23 protein-coding genes, 2 tRNA genes, 2 rRNA genes and 1 pseudogene are annotated in these 19679 nt (G+C 29.9%); 3 read left to right on the forward strand and 25 right to left on the reverse strand.

What is annotated here, in order from left to right; translation table 4 throughout:
* Position 1: 1 nt before the first annotated feature.
* The 23 genes and pseudogenes from NPA14_RS02510 to rpsJ all read right to left on the reverse strand — a co-directional run bounded on the left by NPA14_RS02510 (position 2) and on the right by rpsJ (position 16268).
* Positions 2-2885 (reverse strand): 23S ribosomal RNA (locus NPA14_RS02510).
* Between the two features lie 281 nt (positions 2886-3166).
* Positions 3167-4685: ribosomal RNA gene (locus NPA14_RS02515) — 16S ribosomal RNA — on the reverse strand.
* Together the 16S and 23S rRNA genes form the textbook arrangement of a ribosomal RNA operon.
* A gap of 153 nt (positions 4686-4838) precedes the next feature.
* Positions 4839-6596 carry an MAG3240 family lipoprotein gene (locus NPA14_RS02520; protein ID WP_257075833.1) on the reverse strand — a complete coding sequence of 586 codons (1758 nt, stop codon included), beginning with the start codon at positions 6594-6596 and terminating at the stop codon, positions 4839-4841.
* Between the two features lie 91 nt (positions 6597-6687).
* Complete coding sequence (gene rplO, locus NPA14_RS02525; protein ID WP_373456871.1) at positions 6688-7122, reverse strand: 50S ribosomal protein L15; 435 nt, start codon at positions 7120-7122, stop codon at positions 6688-6690.
* Between the two features lie 24 nt (positions 7123-7146).
* Positions 7147-7647 carry a 30S ribosomal protein S5 gene (gene rpsE / locus NPA14_RS02530; protein WP_323177032.1) on the reverse strand — a complete coding sequence of 167 codons (501 nt, stop codon included), beginning with the start codon at positions 7645-7647 and terminating at the stop codon, positions 7147-7149.
* A gap of 149 nt (positions 7648-7796) precedes the next feature.
* The gene (rplR, locus tag NPA14_RS02535) at positions 7797-8153 is read right to left on the reverse strand and encodes a 50S ribosomal protein L18 (protein ID WP_257075837.1); all 357 of its coding nucleotides are present in this window, start codon (positions 8151-8153) and stop codon (positions 7797-7799) included.
* Between the two features lie 19 nt (positions 8154-8172).
* Entirely contained in the window at positions 8173-8712 is a 540-nt protein-coding gene (rplF, locus tag NPA14_RS02540; RefSeq protein ID WP_257075838.1) for a 50S ribosomal protein L6, read from the reverse strand.
* 9 nt (positions 8713-8721) lie between these two features.
* Positions 8722-9117 carry a 30S ribosomal protein S8 gene (gene rpsH / locus NPA14_RS02545; protein ID WP_257075839.1) on the reverse strand — a complete coding sequence of 132 codons (396 nt, stop codon included), beginning with the start codon at positions 9115-9117 and terminating at the stop codon, positions 8722-8724.
* Between the two features lie 5 nt (positions 9118-9122).
* Positions 9123-9308, reverse strand: a complete 186-nt coding sequence (locus tag NPA14_RS02550; protein WP_257075840.1) for a type Z 30S ribosomal protein S14 — start codon at positions 9306-9308, stop codon at positions 9123-9125.
* A gap of 2 nt (positions 9309-9310) precedes the next feature.
* Entirely contained in the window at positions 9311-9862 is a 552-nt protein-coding gene (gene rplE, locus NPA14_RS02555; protein ID WP_373456872.1) for a 50S ribosomal protein L5, read from the reverse strand.
* A complete protein-coding gene (gene rplX / locus NPA14_RS02560; RefSeq protein ID WP_257075842.1) occupies positions 9862-10179 on the reverse strand; it encodes a 50S ribosomal protein L24 in 318 nt (105 codons plus the stop codon). The genes rplE and rplX overlap by 1 nt, the downstream gene beginning before the upstream one ends.
* Positions 10180-10210: 31 nt before the next feature.
* The gene (gene rplN / locus NPA14_RS02565) at positions 10211-10579 is read right to left on the reverse strand and encodes a 50S ribosomal protein L14 (RefSeq protein ID WP_257075843.1); all 369 of its coding nucleotides are present in this window, start codon (positions 10577-10579) and stop codon (positions 10211-10213) included.
* 2 nt (positions 10580-10581) lie between these two features.
* The gene (rpsQ, locus tag NPA14_RS02570; RefSeq protein WP_257075844.1) at positions 10582-10854 is read right to left on the reverse strand and encodes a 30S ribosomal protein S17; all 273 of its coding nucleotides are present in this window, start codon (positions 10852-10854) and stop codon (positions 10582-10584) included.
* Positions 10854-11054 (reverse strand): 50S ribosomal protein L29, encoded by a 201-nt coding sequence (gene rpmC, locus NPA14_RS02575; protein WP_257075845.1) that lies wholly within the window; start codon positions 11052-11054, stop codon positions 10854-10856. The genes rpsQ and rpmC overlap by 1 nt, the downstream gene beginning before the upstream one ends.
* Positions 11054-11485 carry a 50S ribosomal protein L16 gene (gene rplP / locus NPA14_RS02580; RefSeq protein WP_257075846.1) on the reverse strand — a complete coding sequence of 144 codons (432 nt, stop codon included), beginning with the start codon at positions 11483-11485 and terminating at the stop codon, positions 11054-11056. Before rplP ends, rpmC begins: the two co-directional genes overlap by 1 nt.
* Entirely contained in the window at positions 11485-12138 is a 654-nt protein-coding gene (gene rpsC, locus NPA14_RS02585; RefSeq protein ID WP_257075847.1) for a 30S ribosomal protein S3, read from the reverse strand. Before rpsC ends, rplP begins: the two co-directional genes overlap by 1 nt.
* 12 nt (positions 12139-12150) lie before the next feature.
* Positions 12151-12489 carry a 50S ribosomal protein L22 gene (gene rplV, locus NPA14_RS02590; protein ID WP_257075848.1) on the reverse strand — a complete coding sequence of 113 codons (339 nt, stop codon included), beginning with the start codon at positions 12487-12489 and terminating at the stop codon, positions 12151-12153.
* 2 nt (positions 12490-12491) lie between these two features.
* A complete protein-coding gene (gene rpsS / locus NPA14_RS02595; RefSeq protein WP_257075849.1) occupies positions 12492-12767 on the reverse strand; it encodes a 30S ribosomal protein S19 in 276 nt (91 codons plus the stop codon).
* Positions 12767-13612 carry a 50S ribosomal protein L2 gene (rplB, locus tag NPA14_RS02600; protein WP_257075850.1) on the reverse strand — a complete coding sequence of 282 codons (846 nt, stop codon included), beginning with the start codon at positions 13610-13612 and terminating at the stop codon, positions 12767-12769. Before rplB ends, rpsS begins: the two co-directional genes overlap by 1 nt.
* A 66-nt stretch (positions 13613-13678) precedes the next feature.
* A complete protein-coding gene (rplW, locus tag NPA14_RS02605) occupies positions 13679-14152 on the reverse strand; it encodes a 50S ribosomal protein L23 (protein WP_257075851.1) in 474 nt (157 codons plus the stop codon).
* 7 nt (positions 14153-14159) lie between these two features.
* Positions 14160-15125: a 50S ribosomal protein L4 gene (rplD, locus tag NPA14_RS02610; RefSeq protein ID WP_257075852.1), complete on the reverse strand. Its 966-nt coding sequence runs from the start codon at positions 15123-15125 to the stop codon at positions 14160-14162.
* A 183-nt stretch (positions 15126-15308) separates the two neighbouring features.
* A pseudogene (gene rplC, locus NPA14_RS02615) lies at positions 15309-15932 on the reverse strand (50S ribosomal protein L3); the annotation flags it as partial.
* 30 nt (positions 15933-15962) lie between these two features.
* Entirely contained in the window at positions 15963-16268 is a 306-nt protein-coding gene (gene rpsJ / locus NPA14_RS02620; protein WP_257075855.1) for a 30S ribosomal protein S10, read from the reverse strand.
* 303 nt (positions 16269-16571) lie between these two features.
* Between rpsJ and recA the strand changes: the two genes are divergently transcribed.
* From recA to NPA14_RS02635, 3 genes are all read left to right on the forward strand, one after another.
* Entirely contained in the window at positions 16572-17588 is a 1017-nt protein-coding gene (gene recA / locus NPA14_RS02625; protein ID WP_257075857.1) for a recombinase RecA, read from the forward strand.
* Positions 17589-17683: 95 nt separating this feature from the next.
* Entirely contained in the window at positions 17684-18172 is a 489-nt protein-coding gene (locus NPA14_RS02630; RefSeq protein WP_257075859.1) for an MAG0490 family ComEA-like DNA-binding protein, read from the forward strand.
* 95 nt (positions 18173-18267) lie between these two features.
* Positions 18268-18987, forward strand: coding sequence for an MAG0480 family ComEC-like protein (locus tag NPA14_RS02635; protein WP_257075861.1), 720 nt, complete (start codon positions 18268-18270; stop codon positions 18985-18987).
* Between the two features lie 497 nt (positions 18988-19484).
* Here NPA14_RS02635 and NPA14_RS02640 read toward each other — a convergent pair.
* Positions 19485-19561: transfer RNA gene (locus NPA14_RS02640), tRNA-Arg, on the reverse strand.
* Between the two features lies 1 nt (position 19562).
* Positions 19563-19639: transfer RNA gene (locus NPA14_RS02645), tRNA-Cys, on the reverse strand.
* Between the last annotated feature and the right edge of the window lie 40 nt (positions 19640-19679).

Below are 19679 nucleotides of genomic sequence, written 5' to 3' on the forward strand. Positions count from 1 at the left end.
TACTTTTAAACCTATCGATTTATTAGTAATGGTCAGCTAAACGTATTGCTACGCGTACACATCCATCCTATCAACCTCATAGTCTATAAGGAATCTCAAGGGAATACTTATCTTTGAGGAGGCTTCCCACTTAGATGCTTTCAGCGGTTATCCTTTCCGTACTTAGCTACCCTGCTATGCTGCTGGCGCAACAACAGGAACACCAGTGGTACGTCCACTCCGGTCCTCTCGTACTAAGAGCGGCTCTCATCAATATTCCAACGCCCACATCAGATAGGGACCAAACTGTCTCACGACGTTTTGAACCCAGCTCGCGTACCGCTTTAATGGGCGAACAGCCCAACCCTTGGAACCGACTCCAGCTCCAGGATGCGATGAGCCGACATCGAGGTGCCAAACCTTGCCGTCGATGTGATCTCTTGGGCAAGATAAGCCTGTTATCCCCAGGGTAACTTTTATCCGTTGAGCGACTGCCATTCCACAATGTACAGCCGGATCACTAAGTCCTGCTTTCGCACCTGCTCGACTTGTAAGTCTCACAGTCAAGCACACTTCTACCTTTGCGCTCTACATACGGTTTCTGACCGTATTGAGTGTACCTTTGAACGCCTCCGTTACTCTTTAGGAGGCGACCGCCCCAGTCAAACTACCCACCATGCACTGTCCTCCTACCTGATTATGATAGCAAGTTAGAAACTCAATATAACAAGGGTGGTATTTCAAGGTTGACTCCTTTAAAACTGGCGTTTTAATATCATTGTCTCCCACCTATCCTACACATGTTAGACCAAATTTCAATACAAAGTTATAGTAAAGCTCCATGGGGTCTTTTCGTCTTGATGCGGGTACCCAGCGTTTTCACTGGGACCATAATTTCACCGAGTCTAGTGTTGAGACAGTTGAGAGATCATTGCGCCTTTCGTGCAGGTCAGTATTTAGCCGACAAGGAATTTCGCTACCTTAGGACCGTTATAGTTACGGCCGCCGTTCACCCGGGCTTCATTTCAACGCTTCGCAAATGCTAACGCATCCACTTAACCTTCGGGCACTGGGCAGGCTTCACCCCCTATACATCACCTTGCGGTTTAGCAGAGAGCTGTGTTTTTGATAAACAGTTGCCCCTCATAATTTACTGTGACCTATGCTTTACATAGGTGCCCCTTCTTGCGAACTTACGGGGTCATTTTGCAGAGTTCCTTAACACTAGTTTTCTCGCTCGCCTTAGAATACTCATCTTGGGGACGTGTGTCCGTTCTCGGTACAGGTTTCCATAAAATTAAGTTTAGAAGCTTTTCTAGGAAGTATGAAATTACTTAATTCATGCAAAAGCATTATGCATCATATCTTTCGGTTATGAATTGCGGATTTGCCAACAATTCCCAATAAATACTTACCCCACAATCCGATAAGTGGTAAAGCTATCCTTCTCCGTCACTCCATCACTTTTATAGAAAGTACAGGAATATTAACCTGTTGTCCATCGACTACGCCTGTCGGCCTCGCCTTAGGTCCTGACTAACCCTGGGTGGACGAACCTTGCCCAGGAAACCTTCCCCAATAGGCGTCGTAGATTCTCACTACGAATCGTTACTCATACCGGCATTCTCACTTCTTAACGCTCCACCAGTCCTCACGGTCTAGCTTCATTGCCCTAAGAACGCTCCTCTAACGTACAATTGTACCCGTGGCTTCGGTATCGTGTTTTAGTCCCGTTAAATTATTGGCGCAAGATCTCTTGACTAGTGAGCTATTACGCACTCTTTAAAAGGTGGCTGCTTCTAAGCCAACTTCCTAGTTGTTTATGAAATCTCACAACCTTTCTCACTTAACACGATTTTGGGACCTTAGCCGACGATCTGGGTTGTTACCCTCGCGAGCCGGGACGTTAGCACCCCGGTTCCGACTGCATGATAATACATAATGGTATTCGGAGTTTGATTATAGTCAGTACAGCTAGGCGCCGCCATTCCATATTCAGTGCTCTACCACCAAAACTTAACATCACACGCTAGCCCTAAAGCTATTTCGAGGAGAACCAGCTATCTCCAAGTTCGATTGGAATTTCTCCGCTATTCACAAGTCATCCGGGCACTTTTTAGCGTACTACGGTTCGGCCCTCCACTCAGTTTTACCTCAGCTTCAGCCTGCTCATGAATAGATCACCTGGTTTCGGGTGTACTTCAACATACTAAAGCGCCCTATTAAGACTCGATTTCTCTACGGCTCCGCTTTTTTCTGCTTAACCTCGCATGTTAAAGTAACTCGCCGGTCCATACTGCAAGATGTACGCCATCACCCATAAACGGGCTCTGACTAATTGTAAGTAAGTGGTTTCAGAATCTATTTCACTCCCCTTTCGGGGTTCTTTTCACCTTTCCCTCACGGTACTAGTTCACTATCGGTGTCTGATTAGTATTTAGCCTTACCGGGTGGTCCCGGCAGATTCAGACAGGGTTTCACGTGCCCCGCCCTACTCAGGATACGACCAAGAGATTAAACAATTTCGCATACGGGGATATCACCCTCTATGTCACTTCTTCCCAAAAGTTTCTGCTATCATTTAATTTTATAACTCTATATAGTTCGTCCTACAACCCCATAAAAATGGTTTGGGCTCCTTCTCTTTCGCTCGCCGCTACTAAAGAAATCATTATTTATTTTCTTTTCCTCTTGCTACTAAGATGTTTCAGTTCACAAGGTCTATCGCAACATTTTCCTATGTATTGAGAAAATGGCAACTAAGCATTACCTTAGTTAGGTTTCCCCATTCGGAAATCCCCGTTTCATAGCATATATCCGGCTCAACGAGGCTTATCGCAGGTAATCACGTCCTTCATCGACTTTCAGACCCAAGGCATCCACCACAAACTCTTTATTATTTAAAAGTATGTTCCTATTTGGTTATAATGATGTGTATTTTAAGACATTTTAATAAATCATAAGATTTACTCGATGAATCAAAACAAATTGACATAATTCATTTTGTTTGATGTCGTTGTAAATATTTTAAAATATTTTACTATTCAGTTTTCAAAGAACATTGAGAGATATTCTCTCAAAACTAGATACAATACTTTGACCTTTTAAGCCATGACAAAAGTTATATTAATAATAAGGTCTAAAAATTAAGTCCAATACTTAAAAAGTTAGGTTTTGTACTCCGTAGAAAGGAGGTGATCCATCCCCACGTTCTCGTAGGGATACCTTGTTACGACTTAACCCCAGTCACCAGTCCTGCCTTAGGCAGTTTGTATAATAAACCGACTTCGGGCATTACCAGCTCCCATGGTTTGACGGGCGGTGTGTACAAGACCCGAGAACGTATTCACCGTAGCGTAGCTGATCTACGATTACTAGCGATTCCGACTTCATGTAGTCGAGTTGCAGACTACAATCCGAACTGAGATCGGTTTTTTGAGGTTTGCTCCCTGTCACCAGTTTGCTTCTCTTTGTACCGACCATTGTAGCACGTGTGTTGCCCCACTCGTAAGAGGCATGATGATTTGACGTCGTCCCCACCTTCCTCCCAATTACTCGGGCAGTCTCCTTAGAGTGCTCAACTTAATGTTAGTAACTAAGGACAAGGGTTGCGCTCGTTGCAGGACTTAACCGAACATCTCACGACACGAGCTGACGACAACCATGCACCATCTGTCATTCTGTTAACCTCTACTATATCTCTATAGCTTTGCAGAAGATGTCAAGAGTGGGTAAGGTTCTACGCGTATCCTCAAATTAAACCACATGCTCCACCGCTTGTGCGGATCCCCGTCAATTCCTTTAAGTTTTATTCTTGCGAACGTACTACTCAGGCGGATCATTTAATGCGTTAGCTGCGTCGATGAATTCTCCATCAACTAATGATCATCGTTTAGGGCGTGGACTACCAGGGTATCTAATCCTGTTTGCTCCCCACGCTTTCGTCTCTCAGTGTCAGTATATGTCCAGTTAGCTGCCTTCGCCATATTGGTGTTCTTCCTTATATCTACGCATTCCACCGCTTCACAAGGAATTCCACTAACCTCTACATAACTCTAGTATGATAGTATCTAACGCGATTTGGGGTTGAGCCCCAAATTTTGACGCCAGACTTAACAAGCAACCTACAGACGCTTTACGCCCAATAATTCCGGATAACGCTTGCGACCTATGTATTACCGCGGCTGCTGGCACATAGTTAGCCGTCGCTTTCTAATAAGGTACCGTCAAGATAAATACATTTCCTTATTTACTTTTTCTTCCCTTACCACAGCAGTTTACAACCCATAGGGCCTTCATCCTGCACGCTGTGTCGCTCCATCAGACTTTCGTCCATTGTGGAATATTCCCTACTGCTGCCTCCCGTAGGAGTCTGGGCCGTATCTCAGTCCCAGTGTGGCGGTTCAGTCTCTCAACCCCGCTAAGCATCATTGCCTTGGTAGGCCATTACCCATACCAACTAGCTAATGCTACGCACCCCGCTCCTTTAGCGAAGCTTTAAAGGCTTCTTTTACAATAATTTCATGCGAAATAATTGCATATTCGGTATTATCAAATGTTTCCACTTGCTATCCCAATCTAAAGGGTACGTTGAGTACGTGTTACTCACCCATTCGCCGCTAAGTTCAAAAAGAACTTCGCTCGACATGCATGTATTAGGCACACAGCCAGCGTTCATCCTGAGCCAGGATCAAACTCTCGAAAAAATTGACTGTCATGTTTATTTGTATCTAGTTTTCAAAGAACATCTATTCTATTTACTTTCATAAATAAATAAGAACGTTTTAATCTTAACAAATTTTTAAACTTTTACAAGTTTTTTTTATTTTTTTTCAAATATAAAAAACAGGCAAGCCTGTTTATATAATTCTTTCGATGAAAATTAATTCTTGATTTTCTAAGGGTTGAATATTAATTTCATTTTCACTAATATCATCAAATGAAAATTCAAAACCTTTAAAACCTTTTAAATAAAACAAATTATCTTTATTATTTGAATTCAACATTGATTGATTTTTATCATCTATGAAATCTATTTTTATAGGTATTATTCCTAAAGGATAATTTTTAAAAGAAAAATCATTATTAGGATCAATATAAACTTTAACTTCTTTAATTAAAGAACCGTTATTTATTGCATATAATAAAACAAATTGTGATATAAGATTACTTATTCTTTTTTCATAAATATCTTTTTTGTGCACTATTTCAATATTTGATAATTTATTCATATTTTGAGAATTTCATAATTGTGAATTAAACATATTTTTTTTAATTAAAAAATTTAAAATAAAAATTAAATTATTTTCAAAAAAAATATCAGGATTAACAAATTTTATTTTTTGATTTGATTGATATGTTTGATACCCAAAATAATTTTCACTATTTTTATTATTTAATAAATTTAATTCATTTTTAATATAAAAACCATTTAATAAATGATGATGTGGAGTAAAATTAACCGAATACCAAGGATAATATTTTTTTTCAATTTTGTCAAAAACTATTAATTTTGCAATTGCATAAGTATTATTTAATAAATCAGTATTTTCTAATCTATCAATAATTAAATTATTATTAATTTGACCATTAGTGACAATTTTTATATTTCCCTTTAACTCATTAAATAGATATTTTAAAACATTAAAATTAACTTCCTTATATATTTCATTTGGATGTAATAATGAATCAAAATCTATAATATTAAATAGATTATTTTCAAAAATTAAATTAATATCATTAAATTTTTCATTAAGTTGAATATTTGAAATATCATCATGTTCATTAATATTTAATGATAAAATTCCCCCACTTGTCTTATCAACGTATCTACTGAATAATTGCGAATAATCAATAAAATTAGTTATATAAATTTTATTATCACTTTTAAAAATTAATTTATTATTTTCATCAAAAATAATCAAAGAAATTTGTAATAAATTTTCATTAATTTTGCTTAAAATTCCAAAATCTAAATAAAAATTTTTACTTAGAGAATCTATTTCAAAATATCTTATATAAAATTCTAAGGTTTTTAATAAATAAAAATGTTGTTCTTTATTTAATATAAAGGCACTTGGTCTTAATTTTGTTGTAGAAATTTTATTTTTAAAATTTAAAGGATTGTTAATTGAAGCTAAGTAAATTAAATATTGAATATTTGGCAAAATTAAATCGAGTGAAGAATAATTATTAGAATTGTGTTCAGTTCATAAATTATTTAAATAATTATTAAAAGTTAGTTTTTCAGGATTTCAATTAAAAAAAAATAACTCATTAATTTTTAAAGTATTTTTATTGTTTAAATTTAATAAATAACTATTATTATCTATAATAAATTTTTTTGGTTTTACAAAATCATATTCATAAAAAAATAAATCGTCTATATTTATTTGTTTATTAATATAAGTAATTTTTTTAATTTGATAATTAAATAATTCTTTCAAATTTATTTGTAAATATAATTTAATCTGTTCAAAAGTTAAATTATCTTCAAATTTTAATTCTTCTAAATATTCTTTGATTTTTGTATGAATTAAATTATTTTCTTGACATGCTATAGTTAAAAATAAAGAAAAAGGAGTTAATATACTGAGAAATTTTTTTATTTTTTTCATTTTAATCTTTCTTTTTAATTTTATTTTACTTTCTTTTTTCATAAAAAGTAAAATAAAAAACTCTTTTTATAATTAATAAGAGTTTTTTATTTTATAAATAAATAAATGTTCCACCATTACTTTTAATTGCTTCTATTGCACTTTCAGAAGCATCATGAAGTTCAACTTTTAATTTTTTAGTTAAAGTACCTTTACCTAATAATTTAACAGGTAATGATCTTTTTAGTAAATTAGCTTTAAATAAAGATTCTAAATTTACAAAATCGTTATCGTTAAAAGATCTTTCTAAATCAGATAAATTAATAATTTGATATTCAATGTGATTTATATTATTAAAACCACGTTTACCAATTCTTCTAAATCAAGGAGTTTGGCCACCTTCAAATCCTAATCTATGTCCGTGACGTTTATTTTGACCTGATTGACCTTTTCCAGCTTGTTTACCTTTGCCAGCTGCGTGACCTCTACCTACACGATGTTTTTCTTTTCTAGATCCTTGAGTTGGTTTTAAAGAATTTAATTTAATTTCTTGCATTTTAACTCCTATAAACTAATTTAATAGATCTTCAACTTTCTTATCTCTAACTAAAGCAATTTGTTCTGGAGTTCTTAATAATTTTAAAGCTTTTAATGTTGCTCTAACTATATTTGCCTTTGAACGAGAACCATAAGTTTTAGTGTAAATATCAGTATATCCTGCTAATTCTATTACAGAACGTACAGCTCCACTAGCAACTATTCCTTTACCTTTTGGTGCAGGTTTTAACATTACTTTTGAAGCTAAAAATTTAGCTTCAACAATGTGTGGTACAGTTATTTGTTTAAAAATTGGCACATTTATTAAATTATTTTTTGCATCTTTAATAGCTTTTTTAATAGCATCTGGTACTTCATTGGCTTTCCCATGTCCAAAACCAACACGACCTTTTTTGTCCCCTACAACAACATAAGCAGCAAATGAAAATCTTCTACCACCTTTAACAACTTTAGTTACACGAGCTATATTAACAACTTTTTCGCTAAATTCATTATCATTTTTTTCAAATTTTAAAGGTTTGTCAATTTTGTTAAATCTTGGTTTTCTTTCTGATGAGCTATTTTGAGTTGATTTTGTGTTTTGTTCTTTTACTACAAAAGGTTTTTTAATTTTTCTTACTATTTCTTTTGTTGATTCAACTTTTAATTCTTTATTTTCTGTCATTAGAATTTAACTCCTTTAACATGTTCTCTAACTGCTTCAGCAAAAGCTTTAACACGACCATGATAAATATAACCAGCTCTATCAAATACCAATTCTTTAATTCCTAAATTATTAATTAACTCTGCCATTTTTTTACCCGCTTCTTTTGCTGAAGAAATATTTCCTTTATAAATACCTTTTTCAAGTGTGCTAACAGAAGCTAAAGTTTTACCAGTAGTATCATCAATTAGTTGAGCATAAAAATTTTGATGTGATTTAAATACGTTAAGACGAGGTTTATTACTTGTTCCAAAAATATGTTGTCTTTCACGCAAGTGTTTAACTTTACGTGCTTTATTACGAGATAATTGAGACATAAATTCCTTCCTTTATTTTTTATTTAGCAGAAGTTTTACCTTCTTTACGACGAATCACTTCATCTTTATATGCTATTCCTTTACCAGAATATGGATTTGGTTTTCTAACGCTGCGAATAATTGAAGCAAATTGGCCAACTGATTCTTTATTTATACCTTTAATAGTTATTTCAGTTGGTTTATTAATTTCTACTTTGACATCATTAGGAATATTAACATTTACTAAATGACTATAACCAGCTGCTATTTCTATAATTTTATCTTTTAATGTTGCTCTATAACCAACACCTTTAATAACTAATTCTTTAATAAACCCTTTAGAAACTCCTAAAAGCATGTTTGCTATTAAAGCATTAGTTGTTCCATGCAATTGTTTTGTATGTTTTTCTTCATTAGCACGTAATGTACTAATTTTATTTTCTTCTATATTTATTTTAATCAATGGACTAAATTCATTAGTTAATTCACCAAGTGGTCCTTGAACGCTTAACTTAGTTTGATCTAAAGTAACTTTGACATCATTAGGAATAATTAATACACGATTACCTACACGAGACATTAATTCCTCCTATCAAATGTAAGCGATTACTTCACCGCCAACATGTTCCTTACGAGCTTGTTTATCAGTCATTATACCTTTAGATGTAGAAATTATTGCAGTTCCATAACCTGAAAGAACAGATGGTAATTTATCAACAGAAGCATAAACTCTTAAACCAGGTTTTGACACTCTTTTAAAATCAATAATAGCTCTTTGTGAATTTTTATATTTTAAAACTATTTCAAAGTTTTTGTTTTTACCTTCGCCTTTTACTGAATAAGATGTTATATAACCTTCATTTAATAAAATATCTAGAATTTTGGCTTTTTTATTTGAAAAAGGAACATTAACAGTTTTAAATTTACGTTGATTAGCATTTTTTATACGCACAATCATATCTGAAATCGGATCTGTTATAAACATTTTTTCTATCAACTCGCTTTCTTCATGCCAGGTATTTTTCCTTCATGGGCTAAATTACGGAAACAAATACGACATATTTTATATTTTCTTAAAACTGCATGTGGACGACCGCATAATTCACAACGTGTATAAGCACGCGTAGAAAATTTAGGGTGTTTTAATGCTTTTACTTTTAATGATTTTTTTGCCATTATTATTTTTCTCCTTTTGCAAAAGGCATACCAATTAATTCTAATAATGTTCTTGCTTCTTCGTTTGAATTAGTTGAAGTTATTAATTGAACATCTAATCCTTTAATACGACGAATTTTATCAAATTCTATTTCTGGGAAAATAATTTCTTCTTTTATACCTAATGAATAATTACCGTGTTTATCAAATGCTTTAGGATTAGCACCTTTAAAATCACGTATACGTGGCATTGCCACATTTATTAATTTATCAAGAAAATCTCACATTCTTTCTCTTCTTAATGTTACTTTTCCGCCCATTGGCATTCCTTCACGTAATTTTCATGAAGCATTAGATTTTCTTGCTTTTGTTTGAAAAGGTTTTTGTCCTGAAATAACGGTCAATTCGTTTAATACTTCTTCGATTGCTTTTGAATTTGAAACTTCTTTGCCAGCGGTCATATTAAGAACTATTTTTTCTAAACGTGGAACTTGCATTACAGAAGAATAATTATATTTTTCAATTAATGCAGGTACAACTTTAGTTTGATAATGTATTTTTAAATTACTCATAATTAAAGTTCCTTTTTAGTTTTACGATTAATTCTTATTTTTTTATCGTTCTTGAATTCATAACCGATTTTCGAATAAACTGCAGGAGAATTTTTAGTTGCTTTTTTTACTAAAATTGAAAGATTTGAAGCATGAATAGGAGCTTCTATTTGTTTAATTTGTCCATCTTGACCTTGGGTCGGTTTTACGTGTTTGGTTACTTTATTAATATCTTTGATTCAAACAAGATTTTTCTTTGTATCAATTTTTTCAATTGTTCCAATTTTACCTTTATGTGAACCAGCAATAATAATTACTTCATCATGTTTTTTAAATTTCATATTTCCTCTTTTTTTATTAAATATATTAAATCTATAAAACTTCAGGAGCTAATGAAACAATTTTTAAATAACCTTTATCACGTAATTCACGAGCGATAGGGCCAAATACACGACTTCCTCTTAATGAACCATCTTCTTTTATTATTACAACTGCATTATCATCAAATTTTATATGAGAACCATTAGCTCTTTTTATTCCATATGTACTTCTAACAATAACGGCTTTTACTACTTGACCTTCTTTTACTATACCATTAGGAATTGCTTTTTTAACAGAACATACTATAACATCACCAATATTTGCTGTTTTTTTACGACTTCCGCCTAAAACTCTAATTAAACCAACTTCTTTTGCACCAGAATTATCTGCTACATTTAATTTAGAAAGTTCCAATAACATTTTTATTGCTCACTTTCTGAAGCATGTTGTTTAATTTCAACCAAACGGAAATGTTTTGTTTTTGATAATGGTCTAGTTTCCATAATAATTACTATATCATTAACTTGAGCTTTATTTAATTCATCATGAACAGCAAAACGTTTAGTAGTTTTAAAACGTTTAGAATACAATCTATGTGATCTATATGTTTCAACTTCTACAAAAATAGTTTTATCACCTCTAACAGAAGTAACTTTACCTTGTAGTGTTTTACGAGTTTTTGTCTTTCTTTGCATTATTTATTTCCTTTAATTTCATGTTGTCTAATAGCTGTTAAAACTTTTGCAATATCTTTTCTGATTAAATTAATTTTATGTGTTTGGTCAAGACTAGTAGTTGCATTTTTAAATTTTAGTGTTCACAATTCTGCTTTTAAATCCACAACTAATTTTTTTAATTCTTCTAATGACTTGGTTTGTAAATCTTTAAAAAGCATTATTGTTGTCCTCCCTTAGTATCTTCAACAGATAAAATTCTTCACTTTACTGGTAATTTATGACCACCTAATCTTAAAGCATCGCGAGCTACATCTTCTTTAACTCCTGATACTTCAAACATTACTGTATTTTCTTTTACAGAAGCATATCAAAATTCTGGACTTCCTTTTCCTGATCCCATACGAACACCTATTGGTTTAGATGTTTTTTGAAAATGAGGGAAAATACGTATAATAACTTGACCTTCACGTCCCATACGACGAGTTATAGCTATACGAGCTGCTTCAATTTGTCTTGCAGTAATAATTGAACCAGTAGTTGCTTGTAAACCGAAATCTCCGAATGAAATTTTATTACCTTTTTGTGCTTTTCTTTTTAATGGATTAACTAAAAAAGGTTTACGATATTTAGTTCTTTTTGGTTGAAGCATTATTCTTCTCCTTCCAAATTAACTTCACCTTTTGATATTCACACTTTAACTCCAATTGCGCCATAAGTAGTTTTTGCTATAGCTCTAGCAAAATCTACATCTTGTCTTAAAGTATGTAATTTCATTTCTCCACGAGAATATCCTTCGGTTCTAGCCATATCAACACCATTTAAACGACCTGATACAGCGGTTTTAATGCCTTTAGCACCTGCTTTTAAAGCATCGTTAATTATTAATTTTTGTGCTATTCTGAAACTTTCACGATTTTCTAATTTTTGAGCAATAGCTTCAGCAGCCAAACGTGCATTTAAAGCTGGTTCTTTTAATAAAATTACTTGTAAATTAATATCAAGATTTTTGTTCTTTAAAAATTTATGTAAATTCAATCTTAATGATTCAATATTTTTTCCGCCTTCACCTAAAATTTTAGCCGGGAATGGCGTGTGTAATAAAACGGTTATTTTATTTTGAGCATTTCTTTTAATTTGTACTAAACCAAGTTGATATTTACGTACTAATTTATCAAAAAACTTATAAATATTAGCATCTTGTACTAACAATTTTCCATAATTAGCTTTTTCGCTAAATCAAACAGTATTGTGATTTTTTGTTATACCATATCTAAAACCATTTGGATTAACTTTTTGACCCATAAATATCTCCTTTTATCTTTCTTCCAATGTAATTGATAAATGACTTGTACGTTTTAAAATTGAAAATGCTCTACCTTGTGAATGAGGTTGAAATCTCTTTAGTGTTGGCCCTTCGTTAACTAAAACTTCTTTAACATATAATTTTGAAGCATCCATTCCATGATTGTTAGTTGCGTTTGCTACAGCTGAATTAATGAGTTTAATAAATAATTCTGAAGCTTTTTTGTTTGTATTATGTAATATTCCTAAAGCTACTTTAACATCTTTATGTCTAAATAAATCTGCTACAAGTCTAGCTTTTCTAGCACTAATACGTTGTGTTTTAACAAGTGCTTTTGCTTGTGATTTCATAATTATTTTTTCCCTTTATCAGCGCCATGGCCTGAAAATGTTCTTGTAGGAGCAAACTCGCCTAATTTATGGCCAACCATATCATCTGTTACATAAACATCAATAAATTTATGTCCATTATGAACTTGAAAAGTTAATCCAACAAAATCTGGAAAAATTGTTGATCTTCTTGATCAAGTTTTTATTGGAGCTTTTTTAACTTTGCCTTCAATTATTGCTTGAACTTTTTTTAATAAATGTTCATCAGCAAAAGGACCTTTTTTAAGACTACGAGCCATTATTTAGCATCCTTTCTTCTTCTTATTATTAATTTGTTTGAAGCTTTTTTAGTTTTTCTAGTTTTTACTCCTAAAGCTTTTTTACCTCAAGGAGTAAGTGGGGCTTTACGTCCTACTGGTTGCTTACCTTCTCCACCACCGTGTGGGTGATCTACAGGGTTCATTACTGAACCTCTTACAGTAGGTCTAACACCTAAATGACGATTTCTTCCTGCTTTACCTAAATTTACAAGTAAATGTTCTTCATTACCTACAGAACCAATAGTTGCACGACAACGAGCCAAAATACGACGCATTTCTCCTGATTTTAAACGTAAGATAACATATTTGCCGTCATCATCTTTACCTAAAATTTGGGCACTTGTTCCTGCTGAACGAGCTATTTGTCCACCAGCTCCTGGTTGCATTTCAATATTATGAACAATTGTTCCTTCTGGAATATTTGCTAATGGTAACGCATTTCCTATTAAAATATCAACATTTACACCAGAAATAACAGTTTGACCAATTTTAATACCTTGTGGTGCTAATATATATCTTTTTTCTCCATCAGCATATGTTAATAAACAAATATTTGCTGAACGATTTGGATCATATTCAATTGATTTAACAGTTGCTGGAATATTATCTTTATTACGTTTGAAATCAATAATTCTATAAAATCTTTTTACTCTACCACCTTTATGTCTAACGGTGATTTTCCCTTGATTATTACGTCCTGATTTTTTCTTTAAAATTACCATTAAAGATTTTTCAGGATCATGGCCACTTAAATTAGCAGCATAGTCAAGAGAAGACATATTACGACGACCGTTGGTGGTTGGCTTATAATGTTTAATAGCCATATTATCTTTCTCCTTTGCTTAAAAATAGATGAGGAATTTTCTTTTAAGCAATTATATTAGTATCCTCTATGCTTCTTTTCTACTTCTATTTACTGTTTTTCTACTTGCATTACTTGTTTGTGATTTGTTTTTAATTGTATTTGCCTTTTTTTGAGCTATTTTTTCAGCTAGTTTTGCTTCTTTATCAGCATTTTGTTTTTTAGTAATTTGATTTTGAGTTTCTTTTAATTCTGCTTTAACCTTATCTTGTGCTTCGTTCTCGTTAGGATAATAATTTATAACATATCCTTCTTTTAAAGTTACTATAGCTTTTTTATAACGGTTTAAATAACCTTCAAAACGACCTACTCTTTTATATTTTTTATCAATTTTAATAGTATTAACTGAAGAAACTTTAACTTGAAAAATGTGTTCAACAGCATTTTTAATTTGATATTTATTTGCTGAATAATCTACTTCAAAAGTATATGTATTTTGACTTTGTAAATTATTTGTTTTTTCAGTAAGAATAGGTTTTTTAATAACTTGTGTTAATTCCATGTTTGAATTATTTAACTCCTTTTTGTTTAAACAACTCTAATCCTTCGTTTGAAAGCACTAAAACATCAGCTCAAATTAAATCTTCCACTAATACTGATGAAGGTTTTACTACTAAAACATTTTTTAAATTTGATAATGCTAATAATACATTTTCATCATTAGAAACAACTAAAATATGTTTTAAATTAGCAATACCTAATGAATTTAATTTATTAACAGCATCTTTAGTTTTAATACTGTTTATAACAAAATCATCAATTACAACTGATTTATTATTTGCAAGTAATGTTAAAGCTGATAAAAAGGCTAATTTTTTAACTTTTTTATTAACTTTTAAATCATAATTTTTTTCAATTCTAGGTCCAAAAGCTCTACCACCACCTACTCATATCGGTGATCTAGTCGAACCGGCACGAGCACGACCTGTTCCTTTTTGTCTTCAAGGTTTCTTGCCACCACCTCTTACTTCGGCACGAGTTTTAACAGAATGTGTTCCTTGTCTTCTCGATGCTCTTTCAGATAAAATTGAATCAAAAATGGCTTGTGAATAAATTTTATTTAATGCAAAAATTTCTTTTGGAAGATTTGTAGTATCAAAGTTTAATTTAGATAATTTATTAAAATCTATTTTTTCTTTTGTTACTTTAGCAACTGATTTATCTACTAAATTTTCTTTTTCTATATATTCAATTGCTTTATGATTTTCTACATTTTCTTCATTTACTCTATTTAGTATTACTTTTGCCTTGTCTAAACCAACTGATCCTCTATATGCTCCGTCTCTATGGAATCATACTCTAGTATCATTTTTAGATTTTTCACTTAATTTTATAAATTCTTCTACTGCTTGAGTAAAAGTTTTAAAGTTAGTGTGTTTTTTTACATTAGCTTTTTTTAAATTGAAAGTTACATTACGTTCTTTATCAAATTTTTCTGAAATATAGTATTTTTCTAAAGTTGATTTTTCAGCCATAATTCTCCTCTATTTTTCAGATTCTTTTTCTTCTTCAGCTTTTAAAATTAATTTTTCTAATTCTGAAGAATGCATTCCTGTTGTAACTTCAATATTAAATTTCTTAGCTTTTTCAACTAATTCATTCATTTTTATAACTTCTTTAACATCAACTAACTTAATAGCACTAGGATTTGGTAATCCTTTGATAGCTTGTTTAATAACTAATAAACTTTTATTAGCACCAGGAACAGAACCTTTAACTAATAAATAATTGTTTTCCAAATCAACTTTAACAATTACTAAATTTTGAATAGTTACTTTTTCTGCGCCTAGATGTCCCGGCATAGTCATACCTTTGACAACACGGTTACCACTTATATCACCGATTGAACCTGTTTGTCTAATAGGTTTGCTACCACCACCGCCACCATGTGATTTGGGACCAATGTGTTGGTTTCATCTTTTAATAGTACCAGCAAATCCTTTACCTTTAGATATACCTGTAATATCAACTAAATCACCAGCACTAAAGATATTTACATTTACGAAAGAACCTAATTCATATCCTTTCATATTGCGAATTTCTTTAACGAAGCGCTTAGGTGTTGTATTAGCTTTTGCAAATTGACCTTTTAGGGGTTTATTTGCATTTTTTTCTTTTAATTCTCCTACTGCTAATTGAGTGGCTACATAACCATTTTTTTCAACAGTGAGAATTTTAGACACAACATTCGGTTGAACCTCTATTACTGTCACAGGAATAGAATCACCTGTTTCAGTATAAATCTGGGTCATTCCGATTTTACGTCCTAAGATTCCTTTCATATCTTTCACCTCTTAAAATAATAAATTAAATTAATTTTGTGATATTTTAATTAAAACACCAGCAGGTAATTCAAATCTTTTAATTTGATCAACTACTTTATCACTAGCATTATGTAAAACAATTAAACGTTGATAAGTTCTTGATTCAAATTGTTCACGTGATTTTTTATTTACGTGTACTGATCTTAAAATAGTCACAACTTCTCTTTTAGTTGGTAAAGCTACTGGGCCGCTAATTTTTATATTTTCTTTTTTAGCAATTTCAATAATTTTTTTAGCAGCAAAATCAACTAAAGTATGTTCAAATGATTTTACTTTAATATTTAATTTACTCACGTTGTCTCCTTTCGTTCTTAAAGAACATTACTCCATATAAATTTACTCGATTAACCCTCAACAACTCTTTTTGGTGTATCGACAACCTTATATATCACTGTAATATTACTTTTCAATTATAAAACAAAGTTATTTTTTTGAATACAAAAAGTAAGTTATTTCTAAATAATTTTTTAATTAATATTTTAGAATTTAAAAACTTATAATTTATGTATTAAATTTATAGTAAATTGTTTATTTTTTGTACTTTTAAATAGTGTTTCAAATAATATTTAAATTTTATTTATATAAGGAGATTAGAAAATGAATGAAATAAATACAGAAAATAAAAAAAATATAATAAAACAAGAAAATATTGTTGAAACATTAAAAGAAATTACTAAAAAATTTGGTGATGAATCGATAAGAATTTTAGGCGAAAATAATTTAAATGAGCATATAGAAATTTTTTCCTCTGGATCTTATTTATTAAATCAAGCTTTAGGTATTGGAGGATATCCAAAGGGAAGAATAATTGAAATATTTGGTCCTGAAAGTAGTGGTAAAACTACTCTTTGTTTGCACGCAATAGCGGAAATTCAAAAAAAAGGTGGAATAGCAGCTTATATTGATGCTGAACATTCTATGGATCCTATTTATGCGAAAAATTTGGGAGTTAATTTAGACGAATTAATTATAAGTCAACCTGATAATGGAGAACAAGCCTTGGAAATTGTCGATATTTTAACTAAATCAGGTTCAATTGATTTAATTATTGTTGATAGTGTTGCGGCCTTAGTTCCAGAAACAGAATTACAAGGAGATATGCATGAATCTTCTATTGGTTTGCAAGCTAGATTAATGTCCAAAGCATTAAGAAAAATTACAGCTTCATTAAATAAAAATAAAACTACAGTTATATTTGTAAATCAAATAAGAGAAAAAATTGGTGTATATTTTGGTAATCCTGAAACCACCACTGGTGGTAGAGCTTTAAAATTTTATTCATCAATAAGATTAGAAGTAAGGAAAAGCACTTCAATTGTTGAGGGTAAAGATATTACTGGTAATGAAATAAAAATTAAAGTAGTGAAAAATAAATTGGCTCCTCCATACAAAAGTTTTATAACTGAAATTATTTTTGGCAAAGGAATAGATAGAATATCAGAATTAATTGAATTAGCTTTAGATTGCGATATTTTTGTTCAAAAAGGTGCATGATATTCATTTGAAGGAAAAAATATTGCTCAAGGTAAAAAAAATTTAAAAGATTTATTAATTAAAAATAAAGATTTTTTTAATGAAATTGAAAAAATGATTTTAGAAAAAATACAAAAATAAAATGAACAATATTTTGTTAATTGTTCATTTTTTATTAAAAAATATAAATAAAGAAAATTTAAAATGTGAAGAAAAAATACTTTAAATGATTTTTTATGGGGTTATTAGTATCATTTTTTAGTTTATTAGTAAGTTATTTTACATATACACAAAATGATACAAAATTAGTAAATAAAATAGAGCAATCTAGTGTTACTAATAAAATTAAAATAAAAATTATTGGAGCAGTAGAAAAAGAATATTCTTTATTTGTTAACAAAGGAATTTCTTTAAAGGAAATAATTAAGCAAATTAAATTAAAAAATAATGCTGATTTAATTCAAATTAATGAAAATATAAAATATTTTTCTGATACCTTAATTAAAATACCTTTTAAAAGAGAAAATTATACACATTCAAAATTAAATTTAAATCAAATTAAATCAATCGATTATTTAACTAAAATTGGTCTAAATAAAAAAATAGCTAAAAATATTTATGAAAAAATTGAAAAAAACGAAATTAAAGAATGAAATGATTTATTACAAATAAAAGGTTTAGGAAAGAAAACGCTAGAAAAAATAAAACAGAATTTTGTCGTTTAATAGATTTAAATATATTAATTATTACTTTATTAATAGATTATATTTTTATTTTTTCTTTTGAAATATGATATATATTTATAATTCCAGTATTTTGATTGAATTTAATTTTATATAAAAAATCAATCTTTTTATGTGTGATTTCACAAATTTTTATTTTAATAGTAATAATATTGTTTATTAATCAAAATAATTTTTTAGAAGAAGGAAATTATAATATCATCTCTACCATTAAAATAAACAAAGATAAATATTTTTTGATTAATTACAATAACTTTAATATTTTAGTTTTTAAAAATGAACACATTCAAAGAGAACAACTTAGTGTTTTTTCTTTGATTGAAATAGAAGGCAAAATTGAAATTTTTAATAATTCCAATTTTTTTAATTGAACTAAAGAACAAAATATTCTTTATATTTTAAAAAATCCAGTTTTAAAAAATGTTATTAGAAGTGAATATAACTTATTTGACAATTTTGTGAATAAATTCAATTCTAATTTACCTTATTTTAATAAATATTGAAGTTATTTTCTTTATGGGATAAAAAGTAATAATAACAATTTAAATGAAAACATTACTAATTTGGGTTTAAATCATTTATTTGTTGTATCTGGTTTTCACTTAGATATCTTGTTTTTAATTATTTCATTATTTAAAACCAAAAATAAAATTATAAATATAATAATTACTTGTGTGTTTTATTTTTTAATTTTAAATTACATTATTTTATTAAATAATCCTATTTCAGCTTTAAGAGTTTTTATATTTAAAATACTTATTGATAAAAAAATATTTTTTTCAAAAAATATTATATAAGTAAATATTCAATATTAATTTTTTCTATGTTTATAATAATTTTAATTAACTGGAGATGAATTTATAATGTGGGTTTTTTATTATCATTTAGTAACACTGTATTCTTAATGTTTTTATGAGATTTTTTAAAAAAATACAATATCAACAAAATATTTACATACATTATAATTATGTTTCTTATTTCAGTTTTAAACTATCCTATTTTAATAATATTAAATAAAAATTTACCTTTTTTTAGTTTTCTATGAACTATTTTATTAGCACCTATAATACAATTAATATACATATGTTCATTGTTATTCTTTTGAAGCCAATATTTTTTAAATTTTCTGTTTTATTTACTTGATGAATTATTAATAATAGCAAATAAAATAAATATTGTCATTAACATAGAAAATAATATTCAATTCTATTGAATATATTCTGTTTATTTTGTTATTTTAATGTTTTTATATAAATTAAAAATAAAAAACTACCTTTAGGTAGTTTTTTATATATGGCGATCCCAAGAAGAGTCGAACTCCTAACCTTTTGGGCCGTAACCAAACGCTCTGTCCAATTGAGCTATGGGATCATGGAGGCACCAACGGGACTCGAACCCGTACATCAAAGTTTTGCAGACTCTTGCCTTGGCCAATTTGGCTATGGTGCCACAGCAAGTTAATTATACATTATAACCATTATTTCTGCAA

This window comes from Mycoplasma sp. 1018B, from assembly GCF_024582675.1.
Classification (GTDB): domain Bacteria; phylum Bacillota_I; class Bacilli_A; order Mycoplasmatales; family Metamycoplasmataceae; genus Mycoplasmopsis.